The sequence below is a fragment of the Pseudomonas sp. Y5-11 genome, from assembly GCF_022368695.1.
Classification (GTDB): domain Bacteria; phylum Pseudomonadota; class Gammaproteobacteria; order Pseudomonadales; family Pseudomonadaceae; genus Aquipseudomonas; species Aquipseudomonas parakoreensis.
The window spans coordinates 4,253,431-4,277,840 of sequence record NZ_CP058974.1; the positions used below are offsets into that span (position 1 = coordinate 4,253,431).

24 protein-coding genes and 1 tRNA gene are annotated in these 24,410 nt (G+C 58.8%); 12 read left to right on the forward strand and 13 right to left on the reverse strand.

What is annotated here, in order from left to right; translation table 11 throughout:
* The first annotated feature begins 71 nt into the window (after window positions 1–71).
* The 3 genes from HXW87_RS18615 (at window position 72) to HXW87_RS18625 (ending at window position 4,752) form a co-directional block, all read left to right on the forward strand.
* Complete coding sequence (locus HXW87_RS18615) at window positions 72–1,697, forward strand: NADP-dependent glyceraldehyde-3-phosphate dehydrogenase (protein ID WP_182400965.1); 1,626 nt, start codon at window positions 72–74, stop codon at window positions 1,695–1,697.
* Window positions 1,698–1,743: 46 nt separating this feature from the next.
* Window positions 1,744–2,784: an FUSC family protein gene (locus tag HXW87_RS18620; protein WP_239779171.1), complete on the forward strand. Its 1,041-nt coding sequence runs from the start codon at window positions 1,744–1,746 to the stop codon at window positions 2,782–2,784.
* Window positions 2,785–2,862: 78 nt separating this feature from the next.
* On the forward strand, window positions 2,863–4,752 hold the full coding sequence (locus tag HXW87_RS18625; RefSeq protein ID WP_239777316.1) for an acyltransferase family protein: 1,890 nt from the start codon (window positions 2,863–2,865) through the stop codon (window positions 4,750–4,752).
* On the opposite strand, the gene HXW87_RS18630 is transcribed toward HXW87_RS18625, so the two are convergent.
* The gene (locus tag HXW87_RS18630) at window positions 4,739–5,635 is read right to left on the reverse strand and encodes a DMT family transporter (protein ID WP_121185196.1); all 897 of its coding nucleotides are present in this window, start codon (window positions 5,633–5,635) and stop codon (window positions 4,739–4,741) included. The genes HXW87_RS18625 and HXW87_RS18630 overlap by 14 nt on opposite strands.
* A gap of 151 nt (window positions 5,636–5,786) precedes the next feature.
* Between HXW87_RS18630 and HXW87_RS18635 the strand changes: the two genes are divergently transcribed.
* Both HXW87_RS18635 and HXW87_RS18640 read left to right on the forward strand, forming a co-directional pair.
* Window positions 5,787–6,224 (forward strand): Lrp/AsnC family transcriptional regulator, encoded by a 438-nt coding sequence (locus tag HXW87_RS18635; protein WP_007915449.1) that lies wholly within the window; start codon window positions 5,787–5,789, stop codon window positions 6,222–6,224.
* 58 nt (window positions 6,225–6,282) lie between these two features.
* A complete protein-coding gene (locus HXW87_RS18640) occupies window positions 6,283–6,609 on the forward strand; it encodes a YceK/YidQ family lipoprotein (protein WP_131670327.1) in 327 nt (108 codons plus the stop codon).
* 63 nt (window positions 6,610–6,672) lie between these two features.
* Here the strand turns inward: HXW87_RS18640 and HXW87_RS18645 are convergent, their stop codons facing one another.
* Window positions 6,673–7,344 carry a Bax inhibitor-1/YccA family protein gene (locus HXW87_RS18645; protein ID WP_027613775.1) on the reverse strand — a complete coding sequence of 224 codons (672 nt, stop codon included), beginning with the start codon at window positions 7,342–7,344 and terminating at the stop codon, window positions 6,673–6,675.
* 123 nt (window positions 7,345–7,467) lie between these two features.
* Here HXW87_RS18645 and HXW87_RS18650 point away from each other — a divergent pair.
* Window positions 7,468–7,555: transfer RNA gene (locus HXW87_RS18650), tRNA-Ser, on the forward strand.
* A gap of 508 nt (window positions 7,556–8,063) precedes the next feature.
* Here the strand turns inward: HXW87_RS18650 and HXW87_RS18655 are convergent.
* The 5 genes from HXW87_RS18655 to HXW87_RS18675 form a co-directional block, all read right to left on the reverse strand.
* Window positions 8,064–9,440, reverse strand: coding sequence for a gluconate:H+ symporter (locus HXW87_RS18655; RefSeq protein WP_095666709.1), 1,377 nt, complete (start codon window positions 9,438–9,440; stop codon window positions 8,064–8,066).
* Between the two features lie 90 nt (window positions 9,441–9,530).
* Window positions 9,531–10,361 (reverse strand): amidohydrolase family protein, encoded by an 831-nt coding sequence (locus HXW87_RS18660; RefSeq protein WP_047294085.1) that lies wholly within the window; start codon window positions 10,359–10,361, stop codon window positions 9,531–9,533.
* Window positions 10,362–10,389: 28 nt separating this feature from the next.
* Complete coding sequence (locus HXW87_RS18665; protein ID WP_047294083.1) at window positions 10,390–11,679, reverse strand: MFS transporter; 1,290 nt, start codon at window positions 11,677–11,679, stop codon at window positions 10,390–10,392.
* 133 nt (window positions 11,680–11,812) lie between these two features.
* Complete coding sequence (locus HXW87_RS18670) at window positions 11,813–12,544, reverse strand: GntR family transcriptional regulator (RefSeq protein ID WP_047294081.1); 732 nt, start codon at window positions 12,542–12,544, stop codon at window positions 11,813–11,815.
* A 376-nt stretch (window positions 12,545–12,920) separates the two neighbouring features.
* Window positions 12,921–13,391, reverse strand: coding sequence for a hypothetical protein (locus HXW87_RS18675; RefSeq protein ID WP_239777318.1), 471 nt, complete (start codon window positions 13,389–13,391; stop codon window positions 12,921–12,923).
* Window positions 13,392–13,668: 277 nt separating this feature from the next.
* Between HXW87_RS18675 and HXW87_RS18680 the strand changes: the two genes are divergently transcribed.
* Window positions 13,669–14,097, forward strand: a complete 429-nt coding sequence (locus tag HXW87_RS18680) for a hypothetical protein (protein WP_239777321.1) — start codon at window positions 13,669–13,671, stop codon at window positions 14,095–14,097.
* A gap of 308 nt (window positions 14,098–14,405) precedes the next feature.
* Here HXW87_RS18680 and HXW87_RS18685 read toward each other — a convergent pair whose 3' ends face one another.
* Window positions 14,406–14,636, reverse strand: a complete 231-nt coding sequence (locus HXW87_RS18685) for a hypothetical protein (protein ID WP_027613841.1) — start codon at window positions 14,634–14,636, stop codon at window positions 14,406–14,408.
* Window positions 14,637–14,850: 214 nt separating this feature from the next.
* Here HXW87_RS18685 and HXW87_RS18690 point away from each other — a divergent pair, with 214 nt between their 5' ends.
* On the forward strand, window positions 14,851–15,375 hold the full coding sequence (locus tag HXW87_RS18690) for a GAF domain-containing protein (RefSeq protein ID WP_047294079.1): 525 nt from the start codon (window positions 14,851–14,853) through the stop codon (window positions 15,373–15,375).
* A gap of 370 nt (window positions 15,376–15,745) precedes the next feature.
* Window positions 15,746–16,294, forward strand: coding sequence for an Hsp20/alpha crystallin family protein (locus HXW87_RS18695; protein WP_047294077.1), 549 nt, complete (start codon window positions 15,746–15,748; stop codon window positions 16,292–16,294).
* 95 nt (window positions 16,295–16,389) lie between these two features.
* Here HXW87_RS18695 and HXW87_RS18700 read toward each other — a convergent pair whose 3' ends face one another.
* The 4 genes from HXW87_RS18700 to HXW87_RS18715 form a co-directional block, all read right to left on the reverse strand.
* On the reverse strand, window positions 16,390–16,644 hold the full coding sequence (locus tag HXW87_RS18700; RefSeq protein WP_239777329.1) for an Lpp/OprI family alanine-zipper lipoprotein: 255 nt from the start codon (window positions 16,642–16,644) through the stop codon (window positions 16,390–16,392).
* Window positions 16,645–16,834: 190 nt separating this feature from the next.
* Window positions 16,835–17,722: a universal stress protein gene (locus HXW87_RS18705; protein ID WP_239777333.1), complete on the reverse strand. Its 888-nt coding sequence runs from the start codon at window positions 17,720–17,722 to the stop codon at window positions 16,835–16,837.
* 65 nt (window positions 17,723–17,787) lie between these two features.
* Entirely contained in the window at window positions 17,788–19,182 is a 1,395-nt protein-coding gene (locus tag HXW87_RS18710; RefSeq protein ID WP_239777335.1) for an MBL fold metallo-hydrolase, read from the reverse strand.
* 81 nt (window positions 19,183–19,263) lie between these two features.
* On the reverse strand, window positions 19,264–19,497 hold the full coding sequence (locus HXW87_RS18715; RefSeq protein WP_047294072.1) for an Lpp/OprI family alanine-zipper lipoprotein: 234 nt from the start codon (window positions 19,495–19,497) through the stop codon (window positions 19,264–19,266).
* A 233-nt stretch (window positions 19,498–19,730) separates the two neighbouring features.
* Between HXW87_RS18715 and HXW87_RS18720 the strand changes: the two genes are divergently transcribed.
* Window positions 19,731–20,378, forward strand: coding sequence for a BON domain-containing protein (locus HXW87_RS18720; RefSeq protein WP_239777343.1), 648 nt, complete (start codon window positions 19,731–19,733; stop codon window positions 20,376–20,378).
* 27 nt (window positions 20,379–20,405) lie between these two features.
* Entirely contained in the window at window positions 20,406–20,831 is a 426-nt protein-coding gene (locus HXW87_RS18725; RefSeq protein WP_047294069.1) for a potassium channel family protein, read from the forward strand.
* Window positions 20,832–20,835: 4 nt separating this feature from the next.
* On the opposite strand, the gene HXW87_RS18730 is transcribed toward HXW87_RS18725, so the two are convergent.
* Window positions 20,836–23,211 carry a phosphoketolase family protein gene (locus HXW87_RS18730; protein ID WP_239777345.1) on the reverse strand — a complete coding sequence of 792 codons (2,376 nt, stop codon included), beginning with the start codon at window positions 23,209–23,211 and terminating at the stop codon, window positions 20,836–20,838.
* A 177-nt stretch (window positions 23,212–23,388) separates the two neighbouring features.
* On the opposite strand from HXW87_RS18730, the gene HXW87_RS18735 reads away from it, so the two are divergent.
* A complete protein-coding gene (locus HXW87_RS18735) occupies window positions 23,389–24,402 on the forward strand; it encodes a zinc-dependent alcohol dehydrogenase family protein (RefSeq protein ID WP_239777347.1) in 1,014 nt (337 codons plus the stop codon).
* Window positions 24,403–24,410: the final 8 nt, after the last annotated feature.

Sequence of the window (24,410 nt, forward strand, 5' to 3'; positions counted from 1 at the left end):
CCCGCGTATTCAGGCGTATAACCTGTACTGACTTTTGGATCTGCATACGGACATCAATAGGGGGTAGCGACATGACCACAGCAAACATCCTTGGCAACCTGTTCCCTTCTGTCAGCGACATCCCGGAAAAATACCGCCTCGACGCTCAGGTCGAGCAACGCGAATACCTCGTCGATGGCGAACTGCGGCGCTGGGACGGCCCGCTGGCCACGGTACGCAGCCCGGTGTACCTGCACGGCGAGAATGGCGATGAACAAGTGATTCTCGGCAGCACCCCGCTGCTGGATGCCGACACCGCCCTCACCGCCCTTGATGCCGCCGTACGCGCGTACGATCGCGGTCAGGGCCTGTGGCCGACCATGCGCGTGGCCGAACGCATTCAGCACGTCGAAGCGTTCCTCGGCCGTATGCGTCAGCAGCGCGAAGCCGTGGTCAAATTGCTGATGTGGGAGATCGGCAAGAACCTCAAGGACTCGGAAAAAGAGTTCGACCGCACCTGCGACTACATCGTCGACACCATCAACGCGCTGAAAGAACTCGACCGCCGCTCCAGCCGGTTCGAACTGGAACAGGACACCCTCGGCCAGATTCGTCGCGTGCCGCTCGGTGTCGCGCTGTGCATGGGCCCTTACAACTATCCGCTGAACGAAACCTTCACCACGCTGATCCCGGCGCTGATCATGGGAAACACCGTGGTGTTCAAACCGGCCAAACTCGGCGTGCTGCTGATCCGCCCGCTGCTTGAAGCGTTCCGCGACAGCTTCCCCACCGGCGTGATCAACGTGATCTACGGCAGCGGCCGCGAGACTGTCAGCGCGCTGATGGCCAGCGGCAAGATCGATATTTTCGCCTTCATCGGCACCAACAAGGCCGCCAGCGACCTGAAGAAACTGCACCCGAAACCACACCGTTTGCGCGCCGCGCTGGGTCTGGATGCGAAGAACCCGGGTATCGTCCTGCCGGAAGTCGATCTGGACAACGCCGTCAGCGAAGCGGTCACCGGTTCGCTGTCGTTCAACGGCCAGCGCTGCACCGCGCTGAAGATCCTGTTTGTGCATGAGGATGTGGTCGACGCCTTCATCGAAAAATTCAACGCCAAACTCGCCACGCTCAAGCCAGGCATGCCGTGGGACAGCGGCGTGGCACTGACGCCGCTGCCGGAGTCGGGCAAGGTCGACTACCTGCACGGGCTGGTGGCTGACGCGCAGAGCAAGGGCGCGCAAGTGGTCAACCCCAATGGTGGCGAGAGTCGAGAGTCGTTCTTCTACCCCGCCGTGCTATACCCGGTGACGCCGCAGATGCGCGTGTACAACGAAGAACAATTCGGCCCGGTGGTGCCGATCGTGCCGTACCGCCACCTCGATACCGTGATCGATTACGTGCTGGAATCGGACTTCGGTCAGCAACTGAGCCTGTTCGGTACCAACCCGGTGGCGATCGGCCGACTGGTCGATACCTTCGCCAACCAGGTCGGGCGGATCAACCTCAACGCCCAGTGCCAGCGCGGCCCGGACACCTACCCGTTCAACGGGCGCAAGAACTCCGCCGAGGGCACGCTGTCGGTACACGATGCACTACGGGTGTTTTCGATCCGCACACTGGTGGCAACCAAGTTCCAGGACAGCAACAAGGAGCTGATCAGCGAAATCATTCGCGGCCGCGATTCGAGCTTCCTGACCACCGACTACATCTTCTGACGAGGACTTTGCACTGAGTACATTCAGCACCCACCGACTGCCACCGCTGCTGCGGCGAATCCTGCGTCCGTTGCTGGACCCGTACCGCCGCTACCGGCATGCCCGGCTGATCCACGCGGTACGGGTCGCGTTGGGGCTGCTGGCGACCATCCTGCTGACCACCGGCATCAACCTGCCCCACGGCGAGTGGGCGTCGGTGACCATGCTGGTGGTGATCGGCGGCTTGCAGCATCACGGCAACATCGGCAAAAAAGCCGCCGAACGCGCCACCGGCACCCTGATCGGTGCCGGCGTCGGACTGGTGCTGGTGGCGCAACAGGCATGGCTGGGCCTGCCATGGCTGACCTACTTTGCCATGGCGGTGGTCTGCGGATTCTTCTCCTATCACGCGATCGGCAAAGGCGGATACACCGCCCTGCTCTCGGCGATTACCGTCTTAATCGTTGCCGGTCATGGCGACAACCCGATCACCGACGGCTTGTGGCGCGGGGTCGACATCCTGATCGGCATCGCCCTGGCCCTCGCCTTTTCCTTCGCCCTGCCGCTGTACGCGGTGTATTCGTGGCGCTACAACCTGGCCGATGCCCTGCGCGACTGCGCCACGTTGTACGGGCGAATCATCAGCGGCCAACCGGTCAGCGCCGATGAACACCTGAAGCTGATGGGCAGGGTGACCGCGGTGATGGTGCAACTGCGCTCGCTGATGCCTTCGGTGTCCAAGGAAGTGAAAATTTCCATGACCGAACTGGACGCGATTCAACGCAACCTGCGCATGTGCGTCAGCACGCTGGAAATCCTCGGCAACACCCGCCCGGATGCGAACGACCCCGACGCCATGGCGCACCTGCAATCGGCACTGCGGGCCGAGCACCGGGTGATCCGCGTGCAACTGATCGGCATGGCCCGGGCCTTGAAGTCCGGCGCCACGCAGCGCCTGCAGCGCCCGCTGGAGTTGCCGGACGCCAGTCTCGACACTCCGGTCTACAGCACACTGGACGGTTACCGGTTGCTGACCCGACAACTGGCCGCGAACATTGGTGAACTGCGCCAACGCCTGGCGATGACGGCGCCGCGCTGGAACATCTGAGCCAGCGGAAAAATCCGTGTAACAAAGCGGACACCATCACTACAATGCGCCCACAACGGATGTGACATGGACGCATAAATGCAATTCAGGAAGAGTATCAACGCCCTGCGGGCACTGGCCGTGCTGTCGGTCGTGCTGTTTCATTTCAAGGTGCCAGGGTTCGAGGGCGGGTTTGCCGGGGTTGACGTGTTCTTCGTCATCTCCGGATTCCTGATGACCGGCATCATCGTCAATGGCGTGCAACAACAGAACTTTTCCCTCCTCGGCTTCTACGCCTCTCGCGCCCGCCGCATTATTCCTGCCCTGCTGGTGCTGTGCGTTACGCTGCTGGTCTTCGGTTATCTGTACCTGCCGCTGGACGACTTGCGCGAGACGATCCGCACGATCAAGAGCAGTCTGCTATTCAGTTCGAACTTCAGTTTCGCCGAAAGCGGCAATTATTTTGCCGCACCCCTGCACGAAAACTGGTTGTTGCATACCTGGTCACTGTCGGTCGAATGGCAGTTCTATCTGCTCTATCCCGTGCTGATCATGGGTTTGCACAAGTGCTTCGGCGCCGATAAAACCCGCTTTGCCCTGGTTGCCCTGGCGTTGATGTCGCTCGCGGCGTCCATCATCGTGACCCGCGTCAACCCGACGTTCGCCTTCTACATGCTGCCCACCCGCGCCTGGGAAATGATCGCTGGCGGCCTGGTTTTTTTGTTTCCGCTACGATTGAGCCCGCGCGGCGGCGCGATTTGCGAAAGTCTCGGCCTGCTGGCGATTGCCGTCAGTGTGCTGGGCTTTTCTGAAGCCGATCTGTGGCCGGGCTACCTGGCACTGCTGCCGGTGCTGGGGACGATGCTGGTGATTCACGGCAATACCCGGTCGGTGTTCAGCAGCAATTCTGCGCTGCAATTTGTCGGGAGTATTTCCTACTCGGTGTATCTGTGGCATTGGCCGCTGGTGGTGCTGCTGTACTTGTGCGGGCTGTTGACCAGTTGGCCACATGTGATCGGCGCGATCATCGCCTCGTTCACGCTCGGCACCCTGTCCTTCTACCTGGTGGAATCGAAGGTGAAGAAAGGTACGACCGCCACACGCACAGTCATCAAATTCGCGTCGCTGACGGTGGCTGTGGTTGCCGTGTCGGCAGTCACGTCGTCGCTGGTCAAGCAGCATCCCGATTGGCGCCCGGCGCTGGTCGAACTCGGTCAGCCGGAATACACCAGCAAACTGTATCCGCAGGAATGCTACCCCAACGCTTATGCAGCGGCGGATTGCAAACTCGGCACAGGCGAGGTGTCGGTGATTCTGTATGGCGACAGCCACGCGCAATCGACTGCAGCAGCGGTGCAGATAGATAACCCTCAAGCGGCGCTGTCTTGGTCACGGGGCGGTTGCCCGACCCTGGCGCACTTCGCCATGCACGACAAAACCGTCGAAAGCCAATGTCGAGGCTTCAATCAGGAAAAGCTGCAACAACTGAAAACCGCGTACGCCGGCGTGCCCGTGGTGCTGTTCAGCCGCGCGGCGCTGTACGCGGATTCAGGGCGGGAAAACAGCTATCGGATTTCCTTTCCCGAGCGTCAGGCCGCGTTTGCCGAAGCCTATACCGAAGAGTACGTCAGCACGGTCTGCTCAATCGCTGAAAACCATCCGGTGTATATCGTCAAACCGATCCCGGAAATGCCCTTCAGCGTCTACAAGGGTTTGAATCTGAATCAGCGGTTGTTCGGGCAAACCTCGGACATTTCCCTGCCGTTACAGGCTTACGAGAAACGCAATCGCATCGCCATCGCGACCATCGAAGCTGCGGCCAGCCGCTGTAACGCGACGGTAATCGACCCGACGCCGTACCTGTGCCCCGATGGCCACTGCATGGGCTCCATGGACGGCGTCCCGCTGTACTTTGACGACAACCATCTGGTGGATGCCGGCAATCAGCAGTTGAAAGGACTGTTCCGGGCTGTGATCAAACCGATCTGAGCTGACGCCGGGCTTTCAAGCCCCAGCCCTGTTGCATCCCGGCGGCGGCCAGCAGAATCGCCGCCACGCCGACCCATTGCAGGATTTGCAGGCGATGGCCGAAGGCAAACCAGTCGACGAAGATCGCCGCAATCGGGTAGATGAACGACAGCGCACCGGTCAGGGCGGTCGGCAGTTTCTGGATCGCGCCGTACAGCAGCACATACATCAGGCCGGTGTGGACGATGCCCAGCGTCACCAGACTGGCCCAGGCTCCGTGTGTTTGCGGCAAGCCGTTGAAGTGCGCGAACGGCGCAAGCAACAGCACTCCGGTGCAGACCTGGATCAGCGCGATCAGATGCGGCGGCGTGCCGGTCAGACGCTTGATGATCAGCGCCGCGATCGCGTAAAGCAACGCCGCGCCCAGCGCCAGCGCAATGCCCAGCAGATATTCGTGACCGCTCTCGCCCTGCCCGCCGTGGGCGCTGACGATCGCCAGCATGCCAAGGAAGGAAATCGCTAGCCAGAACAGTTTCTGCAAGGTGATTTTCTCGCCGAGAAACAGTGCCGCCAGGCCAACCAGCATGAACGGCTGCACGTTGTAGACGGCCGTCCCGATGGCAATTGAGGCCCGGGAATACGAAGCGAACAACAGCACCCAGTTGCCAACAATCGCGGCGCCGCTGAGGACGGCCAACAGGAACGTGGTACGGGTCAGAATGCCCGGACGCAGGAAGCCGAACGCGGCACAGATCAGCAGCAAGGTGCCGGCGCCGAACACGCAGCGCCAGAACACCACGTCCAGCACCGGCTGCCCGGAGACCAGCACGAACCAGCCAATGGTCCCGGAAATCAGCATGGCAGCGGTCATTTCCAATGAACCACGGCGGATTGAGTTGTCCATCATCGATCTCCCTAAACGTTTTGACGAAAGCGTGGGCAAAGTATGCCAAGCCGGCTCCCTGCGCCTCCAGCGCAAAAAGCAGGCTAAACTCGATTTTTGCCTTTTTTATCGCGGGTGGTTTCCCGCAAATGCCTTATGCCGGAGTTGCGCCATGACCGACGATATCGACCAGATCCTCATCAGCGCCCTGATGGAAGACTCACGCCGCTCGCTCAAGGCACTGGCGCAGATCAGCGGCCTGTCGTCGCCCAGCGTGGCCGAGCGCCTGCGCCGACTGGAGGAGCGCGGCGTGCTCAAGGGCTATACGGTTGAGATCGACCCGAAATGCTTCGGCTATCAACTGCAGGCCATCGTCCGGGTGAGACCGCTGCCGGGGCAATTGCAGGAAGTGGAACGACAGATCCTGTCAATTCCGGAATTCACCGAGTGCGACAAAGTCACCGGGGAGGACTGCTTCATCGCCCGCCTGCACGTGCGCTCGATGGAACAGCTCGACACCCTGCTCGACCGCCTCAACACGCTGGCCGAAACCAACACTGCGATCGTCAAGAAGACACCGGTCAAACGCCGCTTGCCGCCGATGGCGTGAGTGCTTTTTGCGCGTGTTCGGCGTAGATTGAGATTTTTCCGGCGAAGGATTGGCGGTAATGAAATTTCAGGCATTGATGCTGTCGGCAGTATTGCTCACCGGGTGCGGGACGGTGCAAACGGTTGCGTTCAGCGACAAGTTTTCCGTGGACCAGCTGAAAACCGAGAAAACCTACTGTGGCGCCGTTCCGCGCATTTACAGCGGTGCGACCTACGACTTTTGCATGCTGCACGCCGAAAAACCGGATGACGTCGACGCGTTCAATTACAACAATGCCTCTTTTGGCCTGGTGGTAGATGCCGCGGTTTCGGGTGTGCTGGATACATTTCTGCTGCCCTACACCATTTACAAACAACAGGCCGATGGCAGCATCGTGATCAACTGATCTGCTTTTCGCAGACAACAAAAAACCCGCCGATGCGGGTTTTTTGTTGTTTCAGGCCAGCGATCAGTCGTCGCGGCTCATGATGCCGAAGATCTGCAACAGGCTGATGAACAGGTTGTAGATCGATACGTACAGGCTGATGGTCGCCATGATGTAGTTACGCTCGCCACCGTGGATGATCGCGCTGGTCTGGAACAGAATGCAGACTGACGAGAACAGCACGAAACCGGCGCTGATCGCCAGTTGCAGGCCGCTGATCTGGAAGAACATGCTTGCCAGAGTGGCACCCAGCAACACGAAGAAACCGGCGGTGATGAAACCACCGAGGAAGCTCATGTCCTTGCGGGTGATCAGCACGTAGGCCGACAGACCACCGAACACCAGCGCGGTCATCGCGAATGCCGAACTGACCACTTCAGCGCCGCCCTGCATGCCCAGGTAACGGTTGAGGATCGGGCCGAGCAGGAAGCCCATGAAACCGGTCAGCGCAAAGGCGGAAACCAGGCCCCACGCGGAATCACGGAGTTTGTTGGTGAGGAAGAACAGCCCGTAGAAGCCGATCAGCACCACGAAAATGTTCGGGTAGCCAACACGCATCTGCTGGGCCACAAACGCCATCACACCGCTGAATGCGAGCGTGAGCGCCAGCAAGCCGTATGTGTTGCGCAGGACGCGGCTAACCTCTAGCTGCTCAGCCTGCACGCTGTTGTGAACTGCGTAATCCTGTTCGCGCATGGCGACACTCCTGTTGGTTTGAAACGTTCAGTGGCAAAGATCATAACAGACGCTCTGTAACAAGCCATGCACAGAGTTTGACAGTGTGTTTCATTCAGGTATTATGGCGCCCGCAACGCAAACGGAGGTGTGGCCGAGTGGTTTAAGGCAACGGTCTTGAAAACCGTCGACTGTAACAGGTCCATGAGTTCGAATCCCATCGCCTCCGCCATCTTATGTACGACAAAGCCCTGATTATTCAGGGCTTTGTCGTTTCTGACATTCGGAAATTTTGCTCATCTTTTTCTGGATGGTTTCCGCATCTTTTCAGTCATTTCGTCAAGCCGTGACGAATTGGCTGGCAGCCACTACCGTTACCTCAGTCGAATCGAAAGGGGCGGACTCGAGTCACCGATAGTGGCTAGCGATGGCCAGCCCATATGGTGAATAACCAGTTCTGGTTCACCTAACCCCCGTCAACCCGGCTCGTGCCATATCCAGCCAACAGCTGGTTACAGACTTATATCTGCGATTTGACTGGCTGCTGGAAGCAAGGGGCCGAGTCGATTACGAGTAGCATCTATTGGCCGAATGCGGTTTGCCCCAAAGGGCAGCAACCGGCCAAAAGCGATCGGTGAGTCACTGCGCGAGTCCAATCCGCTTCCACTGCCGCGCCTGATCGACGGCCAATAAGGGGTTTCACAGATGGCGGCGTCCTGATTGGACGCCGCCTCAGGTCATTACACGACCACGTTCAACAGCAACACCACAAGCAAACCGACCACGGCGACGATCGATTGCACCACCGAAATAGTCTTGGTGGCTTCGCCCATCGTCATGCCGAAGGATTCCTTCACCATCCAGAAACCTGCATGGTTGGCGTAGTTGAAGAACAACGAGCCGCAGCCAATGGACAAGGCCAGCAGCGGCAGGTTGAGGCTGGGATCAGCACCGGCAAGCGGCGCCAGCAAGCCGGCAGCCCCCACGATACCTACCGTGGCGGAACCGGTAGACACCGAAAGCAACATGGCGATCAACCAACCGAGGATCAGCGGAGGGAACGCCGACTGCTGAGTCAGATGCACAATCGCATCGCCCACCTTGGCGCTGGTCAGCAGTTCCTGAAAGGCACCGCCGCCAGCGATGATCATGATGATCGAGGCGATTGGCTTGAGGCTCTTGCCCAGCGAGTCGCGCAATTGCCCCGCATCGCCGCCGCGCGCGAGTACCAGACTGGCCCCGGCGAACAGCACGCCCAGCAGCATCGCTATCAGCGGATTGCCGAGGAAACCGGCCATTTTCAGCAGCGCATTGTCCTTGGCCAATACCATCTCGGCGACGGCATGGAACAGCATCAGGATCGCCGGCAGCAAAGCTGCCAGCACGCCAAGGTATACGCTGGGGCTTGGTTTATCGTCGGCTTTTTCAGCCAGGGTGAACTGATCCAGCAACACCTGATCGGGCCGAGTGCTCATGCGCGGGGAAATGAATGCGCCATACAATGGGCCGCCTAAAATCATGGCCGGGATAGCCGCCAGGAAGCCATAGAGCATGGTCGGCCCGACCGAGGTTTTCAGCGCGGCGATGGCCGTCAGCGGGCCAGGGTGCGGCGGAACCATGCCGTGCATGGCGGCCAGTGCGGCAATCACCGGAACGCCCACATAGATATACGCTGAACCCTTGAAGCGCGCCTGACTTTCCAGCTTGCGGGCCACGCTGAAGATCAGCGGCAGCATGATCACCAGGCCGACCTCGAAAAACATCGGTATGCCAATCACAAACGCGACCATCATCATCGCCCACGGAATCATCCGATCCGTTGTGCGCTTGAGGATGACCGCAGCAATCTGCTCGGTGACGCCAGCGTCAGCAAGAATTTTGCCGAGCATCGCCCCCAGCGCAATGACCACCCCCACTGCCCCCAGTGTCTTGCCGGCGCCGGTGACCAAGTGGGAGACGATGCCATCTGGCTCCATACCGGTTGCAAAGCCTACGCCGACGGAAACTACCAGCAAAGCCAGCAGCGGGTGCATTTTGAGGCGCGAGACGATCAGCGCTACCAGCACCAGGACGCTGATCAATGCGGTCAGTAACAGATCTATATCTAAGGGAGTCATGAAAGGTTCTCGGTTGGGCTGGTGCCCAAATTCTTGTATGTGGGTGAGATGAATGGCATCTGCAACGGCCAGGTTTCAGCGTTCGACTTTCTAAAAACCGAATAACCTTCGAGGCGCTTGCACCAGCAGCGAGTCGCTGGCTTGCGCCGAAAGTTCCAAGGCTTGCAACTGGTCGACGACGGTGGCGAAACCGATGCTTTGCTCATGCTGCGTATGCGGCCAGTCACTGCCCCATACCAACTGATGCAGGCCGAAGCTTTGTTCCAGCAACGGTAATGCCCTTCGAGCGAAATCAATGTTCTGTTGTGGCGTACCTCCCAAACGATAGATTCCCGATACCTTGATCCAGATCGGACTTTTCGATCCGGCCTCAAGCAACTCGCCAAACCCGGGCTGATCGAGACCCGCATTCGCGTCCGGCCGCCCAAAGTGATCGATCACCAACTTCACGCCGAACGGCGTCAATTGCTGGATCAGGCCCGGCAGTTCCTTGACTTCCCGGTGCAACTCGACATGCCAGTCGAGATCAGCGATATCGCTGAAAAACCCTTGCCAGGCACTGTCACGAAAATCAGGTAACGCCTTGCCGATCAGGTTCAAGCGCACGCCGACCACGCCCAGTCGAGCCATGTCATTCAAGGTAGAACGACTGACGCTTGGCTCCAGCACTACCACACCGCGCAACTGCTGCGGCGCGTGCTTCAACGCCGCCAACAGGTAGCTATTGTCGGTGCCAAGGAAACTGGGTTGCACCAATACACCGTGACTCAGACCATGCGTTTGCAAATGCTCAAGGTACTGGCCAAGCGTGGCGTCGTACTCAGGGGTGTAGCGCCGTGCACCGATCAGATGCAGATCACGGCTGAACACATGGGCATGGGAGTCGATGCCGGTGATCGACTTGGGGCGGGTATCTGACATGGGTTTTATCTACTGAAGGTTAGGATCATCACGCCCGAGCGCGTTGATTGCCGCTGATACCGGCCGAAACGGAGGTGGCATTGGCTTCAAGGTCCCTGCCCCGGGTTTCAGGCAGGCACAGTGCGGCAAACACCGCCACGCCGTAGGCGATCCCGGCATCGATACCAATCGCCGAACCCAGCGACATGGAGTCACTCATGTGCCCGACCAGGAATGGAAATACAGCGGACAGCACCCGGCCAAAGTTGTAGCAAAAGCCAACGCCGGCGCCACGTACATCGGCAGGGTAAAGTTCGTTGAAGAGCGCTCCCAGACTGGCCGGAATACCGGCGGCAAAGAACCCCAACGGGAACCCCAGGAACAGCATCTGCGTATTGGTCAGCGGCAAAAATACGTAGCACTGCACCGTGACCACGCAGCACAAGGCAAACAGCACAATGTTTTTACGACGGCCAATGCGATCGATCAAATAGCCGCTGGCCACACAACCACACCAGAAGGCGAAGATGATCACCGCCAGATACGCGCCCGAGTTCAGCACAGAGAGATTGCGCTCGGTCTTGAGGAAGGTCGGCAACCAGGTCATTACCGCGTGATAGCCACCGTGCGCGCCCAGTCCCAGCAGCCCGCCAAACAGGGTCACGCGAATCAGTTCCGGGCGAAAAATGCCGGCGAGCGACTTGAAGAAACTCTGCGGGATGGCGTTGTCTTTTTGCAGACGCTGGAAGCTGTCCGGCTCCTCAACGTTACGACGTACCCAGATGATCAGGAACGACGGCAGCAACCCGACAAGGAACATCACACGCCAGGCCATGTCCTGTGGCACCCAGGTATAGATCAGCGTGAACACCCCGACCGCCAGGCCCCAGCCCACCGCCCAGGCACTTTGCACAGTGCCCATGACCTTGCCGCGATAGTGCGGATTGATCGTCTCGGCCATCAGCACCGCGCCGGCCGCCCACTCCCCGCCAATCCCGAAACCCTGCAGCGCCTTGACCACCAACAGCTGATTGAAGCCCGTGACGAAGGCCGAGAGAAAGGTGAAGAACGAGAACCACACAATCATCAACTGCAACGTGCGCACACGGCCATAGCGGTCAGACAACGTCCCACCCACCCAGCCACCGAGTGCCGAGGTGACGAGGGTAACGCCGCTGATCAATCCGGCATCGCCCTTTGTCAGCGCGAAAGCGGCGATCAGCGCCGGAATCGCCAGACCGAACATTTGTACTTCCAACGCGTCGAGCGACCAACCGCCGAAGCAGGCCCAAAACGTTTTGCGCTCCCGAGGCGTGACTTGGCGATACCAGCTGAACATGATTCTTATCCTTATAGGTGTTACGCAAGGCAGCCGACAGCCAACCGCACCGCGACAGGGTCAGCTTTGGCAAACAAACAGAAATCGGGCGGCGATCTAGCCGCCGCAGAACGCTCCGCTACGCAGGCAGACGTCAGCGAATATCCACGCTGTAGCGAAAGTGCTCCGCGTGGCCGCGCGAGCGACGCCATTCCAGCGGGCTACCCGCGTAATCGCGGGCCAGACGCTCGATCACGATCACCGGACTGTTGACCGCTACCTGGAGCAATCGGGCATGCACGTCATTCACCGATTCAGCGGTCAGCGTCTCTTCGGCCGATGCAACAACCTGTCCGCATACTTCTTCGTAGATCGGATACAGCAGCGGTCCTTCGCGACTGAGGTCGATCTCCAGCAGCGCCTGAAACCGCTGGCGGGGCAACCAGATTTCTTCGGCGAGCACCGGCTTAACATCGAGCAGACGCACGCGAACAATACGAATGACCGGCGCATCGGCGGGCAACCCCAGTGCTTGCGCTACGGCCGACGGTGCGGCAACGGGCTCGATCGAGAGGATGCGACTCTCCGGGACCTGACGCTCACCGGAAACAGTCTGGAACCGGAAGAAACGGAACAATGAGGATTGAAACTGCGCCCGGCGAATGAACGTCCCTCGCCCTTGCTGACGCTCCAGAATGCCCTCACTGACCAACGCATCAATCGCTTTGCGCACCGTGCCGGTGGACAGTTGGTATTCCGCAGACAGCGCCGCTTCAGTAGGGATCGCCTCCCCCGGACGCCAGCGATTATTGGCGATCTGCTCAGCCAATTGGTCACGCAGGCGTTGGTACAGCGGGAGTCGGGCATCACTGGATAAAGAATTCATCGACTTATTCACCTTGTTATCTAGTCATCTATATGAATCTTGCGGCGAGTATTTGCCCAGATAACTTGCCTGTCAAGGAGGGGCTTTTCGTTCTGCTGACGAATGGCTGTCCCACTGCCCTTTTCATAGACATGTGGGGTTGAGCTGGCGATGTCAGATGCTGGCCGAATGTGGAGGGTCAGGAGTGACAGACGAAATGTGACGGCCGAGGATGACCGCTCCTGGCCGAAACCCGCCTGTCACGAAGGGCAACCACCGACCCAACTCTGCCGGTCATAACAGGCCTCTATCGACTCATAGCTACCGGTCGCCCAAAGTAGTTATCACCGTCGCAGCCTTTCAATGCGCCACTCCTGCGCGAGTAACGTCTAGCCAGTTACGGCTTTTTCTCAATAGCTTCGATGGCTGCCACATACGCATCATTGCCGATCCCGACTTGGCCCCACACCTCACGTTCTTCTCCACGTTGACGGTCATATTGTTCGTCAGCATCCCAAAGCGTGAGTATCTGGTTCGGAAAGCAGTACTCGTAACGGTCGAACTCATGGGGGCCAGAATCGTCCGAGGCAGCCATCAGTGAGAACAACTCAGCCGCAGAGGTAGCAAAAACATCAACTCCTTTAAACGTGAAGTTGAGTTGAGAGCTCCAGGAAACGCCTATGAACTGGACTTCATCGCTAGGGCCGTACTCAAGCTGGATTGAAGATTCGCAGAAATAATCGACGCGGCCATTGGAGTACTCCAGCTGGAATCCACTCACAGACATTGCTTCCCTTGCTGCGGTACGTGAAGCGCCAAGCCGTGCGGGGCCGATTGCTTCCAGCGGCAAAATCTCAAAAACAGGCATTCACAATGCTTCCTGAAAATGAACAACCTAATCATCAACCTGGTGCGATTTCAAAATGTTAAAGCGTCGTTCCCAAAGACCGCTTCTGGCCGGTAGCGGTCGGTTTCCCGATGTCCGCTTCTGACTGTTTCCTGCCTGTCACGACTGACTAGCGCAATCTCTCAGCGGATCGATGCCGTCGAGATTTCTGGTTCATCAATGATGAAACTTCTCCAACTTGAGATGGTGCGATCAACATGCTCAAATAAGTAATGGCCTTTTGCTACGGTACTCTCAATTGAAACAGAATCGCGGAATCATCCTATTTTTTTTGGCTATGACTTTGCTCTTTATCCTGGTACAGGTATGGCACGCAAAATCTGCCCAGGAAGAGAAAAAACAGGAGCGGGAGCGCCAACTCAAAGGGCTCGCGCTCATCATGAGTGTGCTGTCCGAAAAAGTATCTGATGACTCAACTCGCGTCGATTCTGTGACCTACAGCGATGAGGTCATGCGTATCTCTTACACACTCACAAAAGTTACCAAAGACGAAATCGATTCTGAAGAATTCACCAAAAATGCAAGAGCGATTGCAGCTTCTGCATTCTGTAATGAAAAAGGTTTGGGACAGTTCGTGAAATCGGGTCTTTCCATTGACCTCCTCTACAAAGATTCAACCCGTTCACCGATCGTCAATTTTCAGATAGGCAAGTCCGACTGCCTCTGAAGCCCCTTGAAGCCCGCCTCTCTCGCGGGCTTTTTTCTGCGTGTCGTGCCACAGTGAGTCCGCGCAACAGACACAACTTCCGGTGGCTGCATCAATCATTTCTGATCGGAAGATCTGTCAATCCCCTCACGCGCAGGCCAGTCAGTGGCGCGCCTTTCATCAATTGAGTCGTGCTTGTGTCTGCCGGTGTACAGGAAAACATAAGTCATTGGAGTCGCTTCAGCTCCGACAGGCAGACGACAGACAGCGGTGCTTGGCTCACCGGTCTTGACCTGCCTGCAAAATACAGTTGAAGCCTGACAAGCCGCTCAAGACCGTGAAAGCGTTTTCAGGCGCTCCACCAAAGCCGCTTCAAAAATGACGTACAGCTTTTCAGCATCGCCAGCACGCAAAACCTCACTGGTTTCCAGCCCCAGCACGAAGCCATCCGCACGCGCCCCCGCCTTCACCGCAATGATCATCGAATCTGCCCGGACAATCTGCGCCAGCAGCCGATCAGCTTCGCGCTGCATCTTCTCGCTCAACACTACGCCTTCCACTTTCTCACCTTGCCTTCAATGCGACATCGAACAAATGTGTGTTCAAGGCTACGCTGCCGATAACGGTGCCTCAAGCCACACGCAAACGATCCTTAATTATGGTAGCCATCAGACCCCTTCAAGTGAACGAATCCGTTTTGCCGGCAATCAAATGCGAAGTTTCAAACGCGTTTAGCCGTTGCCAGCTCGAACAATCATGACCGGAGAACACTGCATGCCTCTCAGTGACACCATTCACAGAGCGTTGCTAAGCGCAGAGGAACGTTCCTCTATCGCTGAAATTGAAGCCACTACCAATATTCTGCAACTGGTCACACGCATGACCGGGACGCGCTTTGCGGCGATCGCCAAATTCACCGACACGGAATGGATTGTCTGTTCCGCCTACGATCCGATCGAGCTTGGAATCCACACCGGTGACACGCTGGAACTGGAAACCACGCTGTGCAGTGAGTTTCGCAGAGACCCCCAAGTGCTGTTCGTGCCACAAATCAGTCGCGACGGCAGGTTTTCCACGCGTCCCGTGGTGAAGCAATATCTGATTGAAAGCTACGCCGGCGCGCCCATTTTTCTTCCCGACGGTCAACTGTGGGGCGCACTGTGTGCCTTGGACTCCAGGGCGGTCATATTCGACGACCCGGATCTGGCGGACACGTTAGGCCTGTTCGCGAGGCTGATCGGCTGCATCTTTTATTCGAATCTGACAGACGTCGGCAGCGGCTACAGCAAGAACGGTTGAAGTATTTTCGAATTACTAAAAAACAGCCCTGAATATTCAGGGCTGTTTCATTTCTGGCGTGGGAGATTGGCGCTCCATCCTTCAACACCCGCAGGAAACATCGACGTGGTGCGCAAAACCTGGTTCCAGGACAGGCGCTACGAGTCCGCCGCCCAAAAGCGGGCCGACGTTTGCATAGGGCTGAGCCGCACGCTGCCACTTGGCTTCTGAGCGAAACGCCGTTCCCCCCGTAATTGACTTTTATCAACCACTGACACGCTGTTCTCGCCAACATTGAAGCTGACGTGGCAGGGCGAAACCTCTGCCAACCACTGAGCGCTCCGGTTCGGGTTTCCGTGAGCCGCCGTCCATTCGCAAAGGAGAATTCAAAATGAGCAACTCCGTGAAGAAAATGCCGGTCACTACCGATACCAAAGACAAATCCCTTCAGCATCCGCTGACTGCAGACTTGTGGCGCCCTCTGGAAAAACTGCGCCAGCAGGTCGATCACCTGTTCGAAGACTTCAACCGCGGTTCGGGGTTTTCACCCTTTGGTCGTGGGCTGTTCGACGTCGAACCGCTCTGGCGGCGCGAACTGATCGGTCACGGCATGCCGGCCGTGGATATCAGTGAAAAGGACAAAAGCTACGAGATCACCGCCGAATTACCCGGCATGGATCACAAGAACATCGAGATCAAATTGTCGAACGGCAGCCTGATCATCAAGGGCGAAAAGAAAGAGGACAAGGAAGAAAAAAGGAAGGGCTACCACCTGAGCGAGCGTCACTATGGTTCCTTCGAGCGGGTCTTCAACCTGCCCAAAGGCGTCGACGCCGAGAAGATCGACGCGAGTTTCAGCAAAGGTGTGCTGAGTATCTCGTTGCCGAAAAAGCCTGAAGCCATGAAAGCGGACAAAGTCGTACCGATCAAGGGCGAGTAAGTTTCGCGCTGTCGTACCCCTTGCCGGGAAACCGGCAAGGTTTTTTTACTGCCACCCTTTGCACAACTGTCGCAAACGCTGGCCGCACGGACTCACTATTTGCGGCTGGCCTTTTCCAGCATCCGGCTGGCGCGTTCATTGGCCTCATCGGCCGTACGTTGTGCCTGACTGGCTGCAGCGGCTGCCTGATCCGCCCTGGAGTAAGCCGCGTCGGCACGGGATTGTGCCGCGCTTGCAGTGCTCTGGGCGGCGTCGATTCGCGTGTCCATTTCCTGCGCCTTTTTATTGCTGCACCCCGCGCTCATCGCCAAAAGGACGCTGAGCAGAACCACAGATAAACGCTTGTTCATGATGACTCTCCTTGGGTGATTGCGCCGGGAAAAGTCCGGCGCCCCCTGAAGTATCTGGCGTCAGCACGGCCGGCCTCTGATTTTTGTCAATGAACGGCCAACCGGCAGGCAACTGGATGTTGGCAGTGTTAATCACCGGTCGACACTGCAATAAACCCATCACGGCATTTGTCGCAGGCAGACGTCGCTGTCAGACCGCCAACAGGTTGCACGGCACCTGATAAAGAATATGTTCGGTGGTGCTGCCCAGCAGCTTGTCCAGCCCGTGGTATTGCACCCGGCCCATGACGATCACATCCACATGCTGTGCATCGGCGAACTCACTGAGTGCGGCAACCGGGTGGCCGACCACGAAATGCCGGCGCTCGGCGGGTACTCCATAGCGCTTGGCCAGGTCGATATACGCGCTCTCGAACTCTCTGCGCAGTTCCTTGGTCAGCTCTGAAACCGTCAAGCCTTCGCCCAGCTCCTCCAGGTACTCCTGCGAAATGTCGTAGGCGTACAACAGATGCAACTCGGCGTCACACTGGATCGCCATGGCCGTGGCCTGATCGATGATGCGCTTGTTCAATTGGTCGTTGACCGGGTCGCTTGCGGAGGCGTCGACCGCTGCCACGATCTTGCGTGGCAATGCCTGGCCTGCCCCGCCCAGCAGATAGACCGGGACCGGGCAATGACGCAACAGGTGCCAGTCCAGCGGGGTGAAGAAGGCGCGTTTGAGCAACGACTCATGCTGCACTTGCTTGATCAGCAGGTCGGGCATCATCTCGGTGACGAGGTCGAGGATCTCTTGCTTCATGTCATCCGACCAGGCGACTTCGACTGTCACGTCAATGCCTCTGTCGCGCAGGTTGCCGGTCTGATATTTGAGCCAGTCGCGATGATCCTGCAAATAGTTGGCCCGGGCTTTTTCCCGATCGCCTTCTTCAAGCAACCAGAGAATGTCCAATGACTTGACCAGCGCCACGATATGCAAGGTCGCCCCGCTGGCCTTGGCCAGCGCAGCCGCATGGCTGATCGCCGGAGAGCGGCGCAGAGCCGGATTGATCACCAGCAACAGACTTTGATATTGGCTCATGATTGTTCTCCAGTCGGATGAACCGTGCGGAACGGTCAAGATCGTCAACAGCGGATTTGAAGCGGTCACTCCTGCCGCTCGGTTGGAGGCACATCGGCAGCGGCACCCAGTTCGGCGCTGTCCCGGTACTCCGGCACTGACACCGACCAGCCCAGTTCCAGACTGATACGCCGCCGCAAAACGTCCGAGGCGTTGGGTTCGCCATGCACCACGTAGGTGTGTTTCGGTGCACGTTTGAAACCACGCAGCCACTGGATGATTTCATCGGCATCGGCATGCGCGGACAGGGTCTGCATCGGTACCACTTCAGCGCGGATCGGCACCTCCTGACCGTGGATACGCACTGACGGCGCACCGGCAACGATCTGTGCGCCCCGCGTGCCGCCGGCCTGGAAACCGGGCATCAGCAGCGAGTTGGCCGGGCTCGGCGCCAATGCCTTGAGGTGGTGCAGCACCCGTCCGCCGGTGGCCATGCCGCTGGCGGCAATGATCACGGCCGGAATGCGCTGATGATCGAGATCGATCGACTCTTGGGTCGAACGAATGAAACGCGTGCCTTGGCACATGCCCTCGCATTCTTGCAGCGACAACCGGTGCTCACTGCGAAAACGCTGATACAGACGCGTGACATCCGTCGCCATCGGGCTGTTGAGGTACATCGGCAGATCCGGAATCGCGTGTTTCTGCTTCAAGCGATACAAGTGATACATCAGCAGTTGCGCCCGACCGACCGCAAATGACGGTACCAGGGTAATGCCATGGCGCAACGCCGTGCGGTTGATCACGTCGGTCAGTTGTTGCTCGGGGTCGTCGTCAGGGTGCCGGCGGTCACCATAGGTCGACTCGATCAACAGGTAATCCGTTTGCTCGATGGTTTCGGGGGCAAACATCAACGGATCGTTGGGCCGCCCCAGATCGCCGGAGCAGACCAGCGTGACACCGTCGGCAACCACCTCGACCGTGGCCGCACCCAGAATGTGTCCGGCACCGCGCAGCAAGATGCTCAGACCGGGAACAATCTCGACCCGATGATGCAGCTCCACCGGCTGCAACAGTTTCAATGCCTGCTCGGCGTCCTGTTCGGTGTACAGCGGCAACGCCGGCGCATGCCTGGAAAAACCATGGCGGTTGGCGAACCCGGCTTCTTCTTCCTGCAGGCGCCCACTGTCGAGCAACAGGATTTTCACCAGTTCACAGGTTGCTGCGGTGGCATAGATCGGGCCACGGTAGCCGTTGCGCACCAGCACCGGCAGGTAGCCACTGTGATCCAGATGAGCGTGAGTCAGCACGATCGCGTCGAGATCCCGCACGGGCAGCTGGAAAGGATCCCAGTTGTGCAGGCGCAATTGCTTGTAACCCTGAAACAGCCCGCAGTCGATCAGCACATGCCGGTCGCGGTGATCCAACAGGTATTTGCTGCCGGTGACCGTGCCTGCCGCTCCCAGAAAGGTGATTCGCATGGCCGTCTCCTGAATGTGGATAAGAACGCCGACACTTTCAGCCCAAAACGCTGATTCATGGTGTTTCGAGATGGTTGCCGGCTATTTGCGATTGGCCTTCTCAGCCAGCCGTTTGGCACGCTCATTCGCTTCATCGGCAGCACGTTGCGCCTGTTCCGCCTTGAGCACCGCCTCATCGGCCCTCAGCCTGGCAGTCGCCGCGTTGTCTTCAGCGGACTCCAGCCGCGCGTTGAGTTCATCGGCCTGCCGATGACTGCAACCAGTGGTCGCTGCCAGCAGCACACTCAGCACCACAATCGGCAAGCGCTTGTTCATGGTTGTTCCCTCGATTGCTCACGACGGCAAAGGTCATGATTCGAGTATCTGGCGTTATCCGGTCACCACTCTGATCTTTGTCAAACAATCACCGACTTGCAGACGCCATCAGCCAATGCGAGGGCGAGGCCGGCATTGTTGATATACCTCAATGCGCGCGCGTCACCGCGGTGTAGAAAAACAACAGCAGGCACGTTTGACCGATCGACACCTACCTGAAAGAGGACACCGTCATGAGCGACTTGAACCTGCGCAAAAATATTCTCGAAGAACTCGAGTTCCAGCCGGAAATCGATGCCGCCAACATCGGCGTCACGGTGGAGGACGGTGTGGTCACCCTCAGCGGGCATGTCAAAAGCTATGCCCAGAAGGTCAGTGCCGAGCGCGCAGTGAAACGCATGAAAGGCGTGCGCGCAGTGGCTGAAGAGCTCCAGGTACGACTGGACAGGAATGCCGGCACCGCGGACGACACCATCGCTGCCCGGGCGCTGAAGATAATCCACTGGAGCTGCGACATTCCCGAAGGTGACGTCAAGGTCATCGTGCAGAGCGGACGCATCACCCTGGAAGGTGAAGTCGACTGGCAGTATCAGAAGGAAACCGTCGAGCGTTCGGTACGCAAGCTGTCCGGTGTGACCGGCGTGAGCAATTGCATCACCCTGCGTCCACGGCTGGATGTCTTCGATATTCAGCAACGCATCGAGGCCGCGCTCAAACGTAACGCCGAAGTCGATGCCCAGGACATTCACGTCAAAGTCGAAGGCGATGTGGTGCGGCTCGAAGGCCGGGCTCACCTGTGGCGCGAACGCCAGATCGCCGAGCGCGCGGCCTGGTCAGTGCCCGGCGTCGGCCGGGTCGAAGACCATCTGTTGCTGGCGTGACACGCTCTTCTTCCTGGAGCCAGGCCAATGCTTGCCGTCACACTGATCAACAGCCTGGTCGTGGTCATCGCGGTAGTGATCCACTATGAGTGTCTGCTGCGCCTGAATGACTGGATGCCGCGCCTGAAAATCTGGAGCCGGTTCAGAATCGTTGTCGGGGTGTTGGGCAGTCTGCTGGCCCATGCCATCGAGGTCTGGGCGTTCGCCGTGGTTTATTTCCTGATGTCCCGCGCGGGCGAATGGGGACAGCTGACCGGCAACTTCGACGGCTCTTTGATGGATTGCGTGTACTTCTCCTTCACGACGTACACGACCATCGGTTTCGGCGATATTTCGCCGGTCGGCCACCTCAAGTACCTGACGGGGCTTGAGGCCTTGACCGGCCTTGTCCTCATAACCTGGACCGCGTCGTTTCTGTTTCTGGAAATGCAGAAATACTGGAAGAACAAATAGCCACTCATGGCGTCTGGCGGGGTGTCCATTGCCAGTTGCGCACTTCGGGAAGGTCTTCGCCGTGCTCGATGAGGTACAGCTTGTGTTGCTCCATGACGGCCCAGTAACGCTCCCGCGCAACGTTTACGAGATCCTGCAGGCGTGGCACCCGCTCGATCACGTCCAGCGCCAGTCGGTAGCGATCAAGATCGTTGATCACGGCCATGTCGAACGGCGTAGTGGTCGCGCCCTCCTCCTTGAAACCTCGTACGTGAAAGTTGGCATGATTGGCGCGTTTGTAGACCAGCCGATGGATCAGCGCCGGATACCCGTGAAAGGCAAAAATCACCGGTCTGTCGACGGTGAACAGCGCATTGAACGCGCTATCCGACCAGCCATGAGGGTGCTGACTGGACGGCTGCAGCAGCATCAGGTCGACGATATTGACCACCCTGACGCGCAAGTCCGGCACATAGTCGCGCAACAGGGTCAAGGCGGCCAGGGTTTCCAGCGTCGGCACATCGCCGGCGCAGGCCATGACGACGTCCGGATCCTGATCATCGTGACTGGCCCACGCCCACCGGCCGCCACCTGCCTGGCAGTGTTGCTGTGCCGCGTCGATGCTCAGCCACTGCCATTCCGGTTGCTTGCCGGCGACGATGACGTTGATGTAATTACGGCTGCGCAGGCAGTGGTCGGCGACCGATAACAGGCAGTTGGCATCGGGCGGCAAGTAGATGCGCGCCACGTCCGGCTTCTTGTTCGCCAGCATGTCGATGAATCCCGGATCCTGATGCGAGAACCCATTGTGGTCCTGACGCCAGACGTGGGAGGTCAACAGCAGGTTCAGCGATGCCACAGGTTTGCGCCACGGCACCTCGGCGGCTGTCTTCAGCCATTTGGCATGCTGATTGACCATCGAGTCGACGATATGGACAAACGCCTCATAGCACGACAGCCATCCATGCCGACCCGTCAGCAAATAGCCTTCCAGCCAGCCCTCGCACACCTGCTCGCTGAGAATTTCCATCACCCGGCCGTCCGCCGACAGGTTCAGGTCGTCAGGTTCCAGCGGATCGATCCAGGTCTTGGCGCTGACCTCATACACCGCATCAAGGCGATTGGAGGCGGTTTCGTCAGGGCCAAACAGCCGAAAGTTGCGGCTGGCCAGGCTGTTTTTCATCACATCACGCAGGAATTCTCCCAGCACTCGGGTGGCTTCGGCGCGCAAAGTCCCCGGCCCAGCCACGCTCACGGCGTAATCGGCAAAACCCGGCAGGTCCAGCGCACGCAACATCACACCGCCATTGGCGTGGGGATTGGCACTCATGCGCCGGTGTCCGGTGGGCGCCAGCGCGGCGATTTCCGGCATCAAGGCACCTTGGGCATCGAACAATTCCTCGGGACGATAACGGCTCAGCCACTCTTCCAGTTGTTGCAAATGGAGCGGTTGGGTGAAGTCGGCCAGCGGCACCTGATGCGCGCGCCACGTGCCTTCAACCCGATGGCCGTCGACAAATCCGGGGCCGGTCCAGCCCTTGGGCGTGCGTAACACCAGCATCGGCCAGAGCGGCCGCGATACTGCCCTGGACGGCGGCCGTTGCCCTGCTTCGAGCTGAATCTGGCGAATCTTCAGCACGATGGTGTTGAGTGTCTGCGCCAATGCCTGATGCACTTGCGCCGGATCATCGCCCTCAACGAAAAAAGGATCGTAGCCATAGCCGTACATCAGCGCCGAGACTTCATCCTCGCTGATTCTGGACAGCAACGTCGGGTTGGCAATTTTGTAGCCATTGAGGTGCAGGATCGGCAGCACCGCCCCGTCACGCACAGGATTGAGGAATTTGTTCGAGTGCCAGCTGGCCGCCAGCGTGCCGGTCTCCGCCTCACCGTCGCCGATCACGCAGGCGACAATCAGGTCAGGGTTATCGAACGCGGCCCCATAGGCATGCGCGAGGCTGTACCCCAACTCCCCGCCCTCGTGAATCGACCCTGGAATCTGTGCCGACACATGACTTGAAATTCCGTACGGCCAGGAAAACTGCCGAAACAGGCGCAGCAGACCGTTGGTATTGCGCTCCACCGCCGGATAACACTCGGTATAGATGCCTTCCAGATAGGTCTGCGCCACGATCGCCGGCCCGCCATGACCGGGGCCGGTCACAAAAAACATGTTGAGGTCGTACTGTTTGATCAGCCGGTTGAGGTGGGTGTAGATCAGGTTAAGCCCCGGCGTCGTGCCCCAATGCCCCAGCAAACGCGGTTTGATATGAGCCCGGCGCAAAGGCTCCTTGAGCAGCGGGTTGTCCTTGAGGTAAATCTGCCCGACAGCCAGGTAATTGGCAGCGCGCCAGTAAGCGTCCAGGCCTTCCAGTTGTTGCGCATTGAGGAAATCGCTCATGAGGTTTACCGCCCCGGGGTTCGCTGAACAGAGATTCGTCCGTCGATTCTGAAAGCCTGAAACCTGCAAGACTTGATTTAAATCAAGCGCCGTCATCAGTGCTCCGGTTCTATGGGAAACAGACGCTGCAGGAGGGAGCGCAACTCAGCGCTTTCTTGCAACGCGAGGAGAATCATCGTGCGTGCCATGATCCTGTATTCACCCGGGCAACCGCTGCAATGCGAAGAACGGCCGATCCCCACGCCCACCGCGCAGCAACTGTTGCTCAGGGTACTGGCTTGCGGGGTGTGTCGTACCGATCTGCACCTGTTCGACGGCGAGTTGCCACAAGCGGTTCTGCCCCGCGTGCCGGGGCATGAAATCGTCGGAGAAGTCATCGCCGCAGGCGCCGATGTGGCAGTTGAATGGATTGGCCGGCGGGTTGGCGTGCCGTGGCTGGGCTGGACCTGCGGCGAATGCGTCTTCTGCCGCTCGGGGCGGGAGAACCTCTGCGATCAGGCGCAGTTCACCGGTTGTCAGCTGGATGGCGGCTATGCCGAATACACCGTCGCCGATCAGCGCTTCTGCTTTGCAATCCCGGATACGCTGAGCGACATTCAGGCGGCGCCGTTGTTGTGCGCCGGCCTGATCGGCTTTCGCGCCTTGCAAATGGCTCAGGGCGCGCAACACCTGGGGCTGTACGGATTTGGCGCGGCGGCACATCTGGCAATTCAGATTGCCCGCGGTCGCGGGCAACAGGTCTACGCCTTTACCCGAGCGGATGACCACGAAGGCCAGGCCTATGCACGCACCCTGGGCGCCGAATGGGCCGGGCCTTCGGATCAGCCGCCACCCCATGCGCTGGACGCCAGCCTGATCTTCGCGCCCGTCGGGGCGCTGGTGCCACTGGCGCTGTCCGCCACCGTCAAGGGCGGCTGCGTGATTTGCGCCGGCATCCACATGAGCGATATCCCCGCCTTTCCCTATCGTTTGCTGTGGGGCGAACGCAGCGTACGCTCCGTGGCCAACCTGACCCGTGAAGACGGCACCGCGTTTTTTGCGCAGTTGCAGCACACCCCCGTGCATTGCGACGTCACCCGTTTTGCCCTGAAGGACGCCAATCAGGCGCTGACGTGTCTACGCGGCGGGCACTTCAACGGCGCCATCGTACTGACGCCCTCAGACTCTGTGGGAGGCGCCCGACGCCACTGATTGACAAC

What these genes read in the sequence shown, in the direction of transcription:
- HXW87_RS18615 (WP_182400965.1), top strand. Translation starts at nt 72, where the DNA reads ATGACCACAGCAAACATCCTTGGCAACCTGTTCCCTTCTGTCAGCGAC.
- HXW87_RS18625 (WP_239777316.1), top strand. Translation starts at nt 2,863, where the DNA reads ATGCAATTCAGGAAGAGTATCAACGCCCTGCGGGCACTGGCCGTGCTG.
- HXW87_RS18630 (WP_121185196.1), bottom strand. Translation starts at nt 5,635, where the DNA reads ATGGACAACTCAATCCGCCGTGGTTCATTGGAAATGACCGCTGCCATG.
- HXW87_RS18635 (WP_007915449.1), top strand. Translation starts at nt 5,787, where the DNA reads ATGACCGACGATATCGACCAGATCCTCATCAGCGCCCTGATGGAAGAC.
- HXW87_RS18640 (WP_131670327.1), top strand. Translation starts at nt 6,283, where the DNA reads ATGAAATTTCAGGCATTGATGCTGTCGGCAGTATTGCTCACCGGGTGC.
- HXW87_RS18645 (WP_027613775.1), bottom strand. Translation starts at nt 7,344, where the DNA reads ATGCGCGAACAGGATTACGCAGTTCACAACAGCGTGCAGGCTGAGCAG.
- HXW87_RS18655 (WP_095666709.1), bottom strand. Translation starts at nt 9,440, where the DNA reads ATGACTCCCTTAGATATAGATCTGTTACTGACCGCATTGATCAGCGTC.
- HXW87_RS18660 (WP_047294085.1), bottom strand. Translation starts at nt 10,361, where the DNA reads ATGTCAGATACCCGCCCCAAGTCGATCACCGGCATCGACTCCCATGCC.
- HXW87_RS18665 (WP_047294083.1), bottom strand. Translation starts at nt 11,679, where the DNA reads ATGTTCAGCTGGTATCGCCAAGTCACGCCTCGGGAGCGCAAAACGTTT.
- HXW87_RS18670 (WP_047294081.1), bottom strand. Translation starts at nt 12,544, where the DNA reads ATGAATTCTTTATCCAGTGATGCCCGACTCCCGCTGTACCAACGCCTG.
- HXW87_RS18675 (WP_239777318.1), bottom strand. Translation starts at nt 13,391, where the DNA reads ATGCCTGTTTTTGAGATTTTGCCGCTGGAAGCAATCGGCCCCGCACGG.
- HXW87_RS18690 (WP_047294079.1), top strand. Translation starts at nt 14,851, where the DNA reads ATGCCTCTCAGTGACACCATTCACAGAGCGTTGCTAAGCGCAGAGGAA.
- HXW87_RS18695 (WP_047294077.1), top strand. Translation starts at nt 15,746, where the DNA reads ATGAGCAACTCCGTGAAGAAAATGCCGGTCACTACCGATACCAAAGAC.
- HXW87_RS18700 (WP_239777329.1), bottom strand. Translation starts at nt 16,644, where the DNA reads ATGAACAAGCGTTTATCTGTGGTTCTGCTCAGCGTCCTTTTGGCGATG.
- HXW87_RS18705 (WP_239777333.1), bottom strand. Translation starts at nt 17,722, where the DNA reads ATGAGCCAATATCAAAGTCTGTTGCTGGTGATCAATCCGGCTCTGCGC.
- HXW87_RS18710 (WP_239777335.1), bottom strand. Translation starts at nt 19,182, where the DNA reads ATGCGAATCACCTTTCTGGGAGCGGCAGGCACGGTCACCGGCAGCAAA.
- HXW87_RS18715 (WP_047294072.1), bottom strand. Translation starts at nt 19,497, where the DNA reads ATGAACAAGCGCTTGCCGATTGTGGTGCTGAGTGTGCTGCTGGCAGCG.
- HXW87_RS18720 (WP_239777343.1), top strand. Translation starts at nt 19,731, where the DNA reads ATGAGCGACTTGAACCTGCGCAAAAATATTCTCGAAGAACTCGAGTTC.
- HXW87_RS18725 (WP_047294069.1), top strand. Translation starts at nt 20,406, where the DNA reads ATGCTTGCCGTCACACTGATCAACAGCCTGGTCGTGGTCATCGCGGTA.
- HXW87_RS18730 (WP_239777345.1), bottom strand. Translation starts at nt 23,211, where the DNA reads ATGAGCGATTTCCTCAATGCGCAACAACTGGAAGGCCTGGACGCTTAC.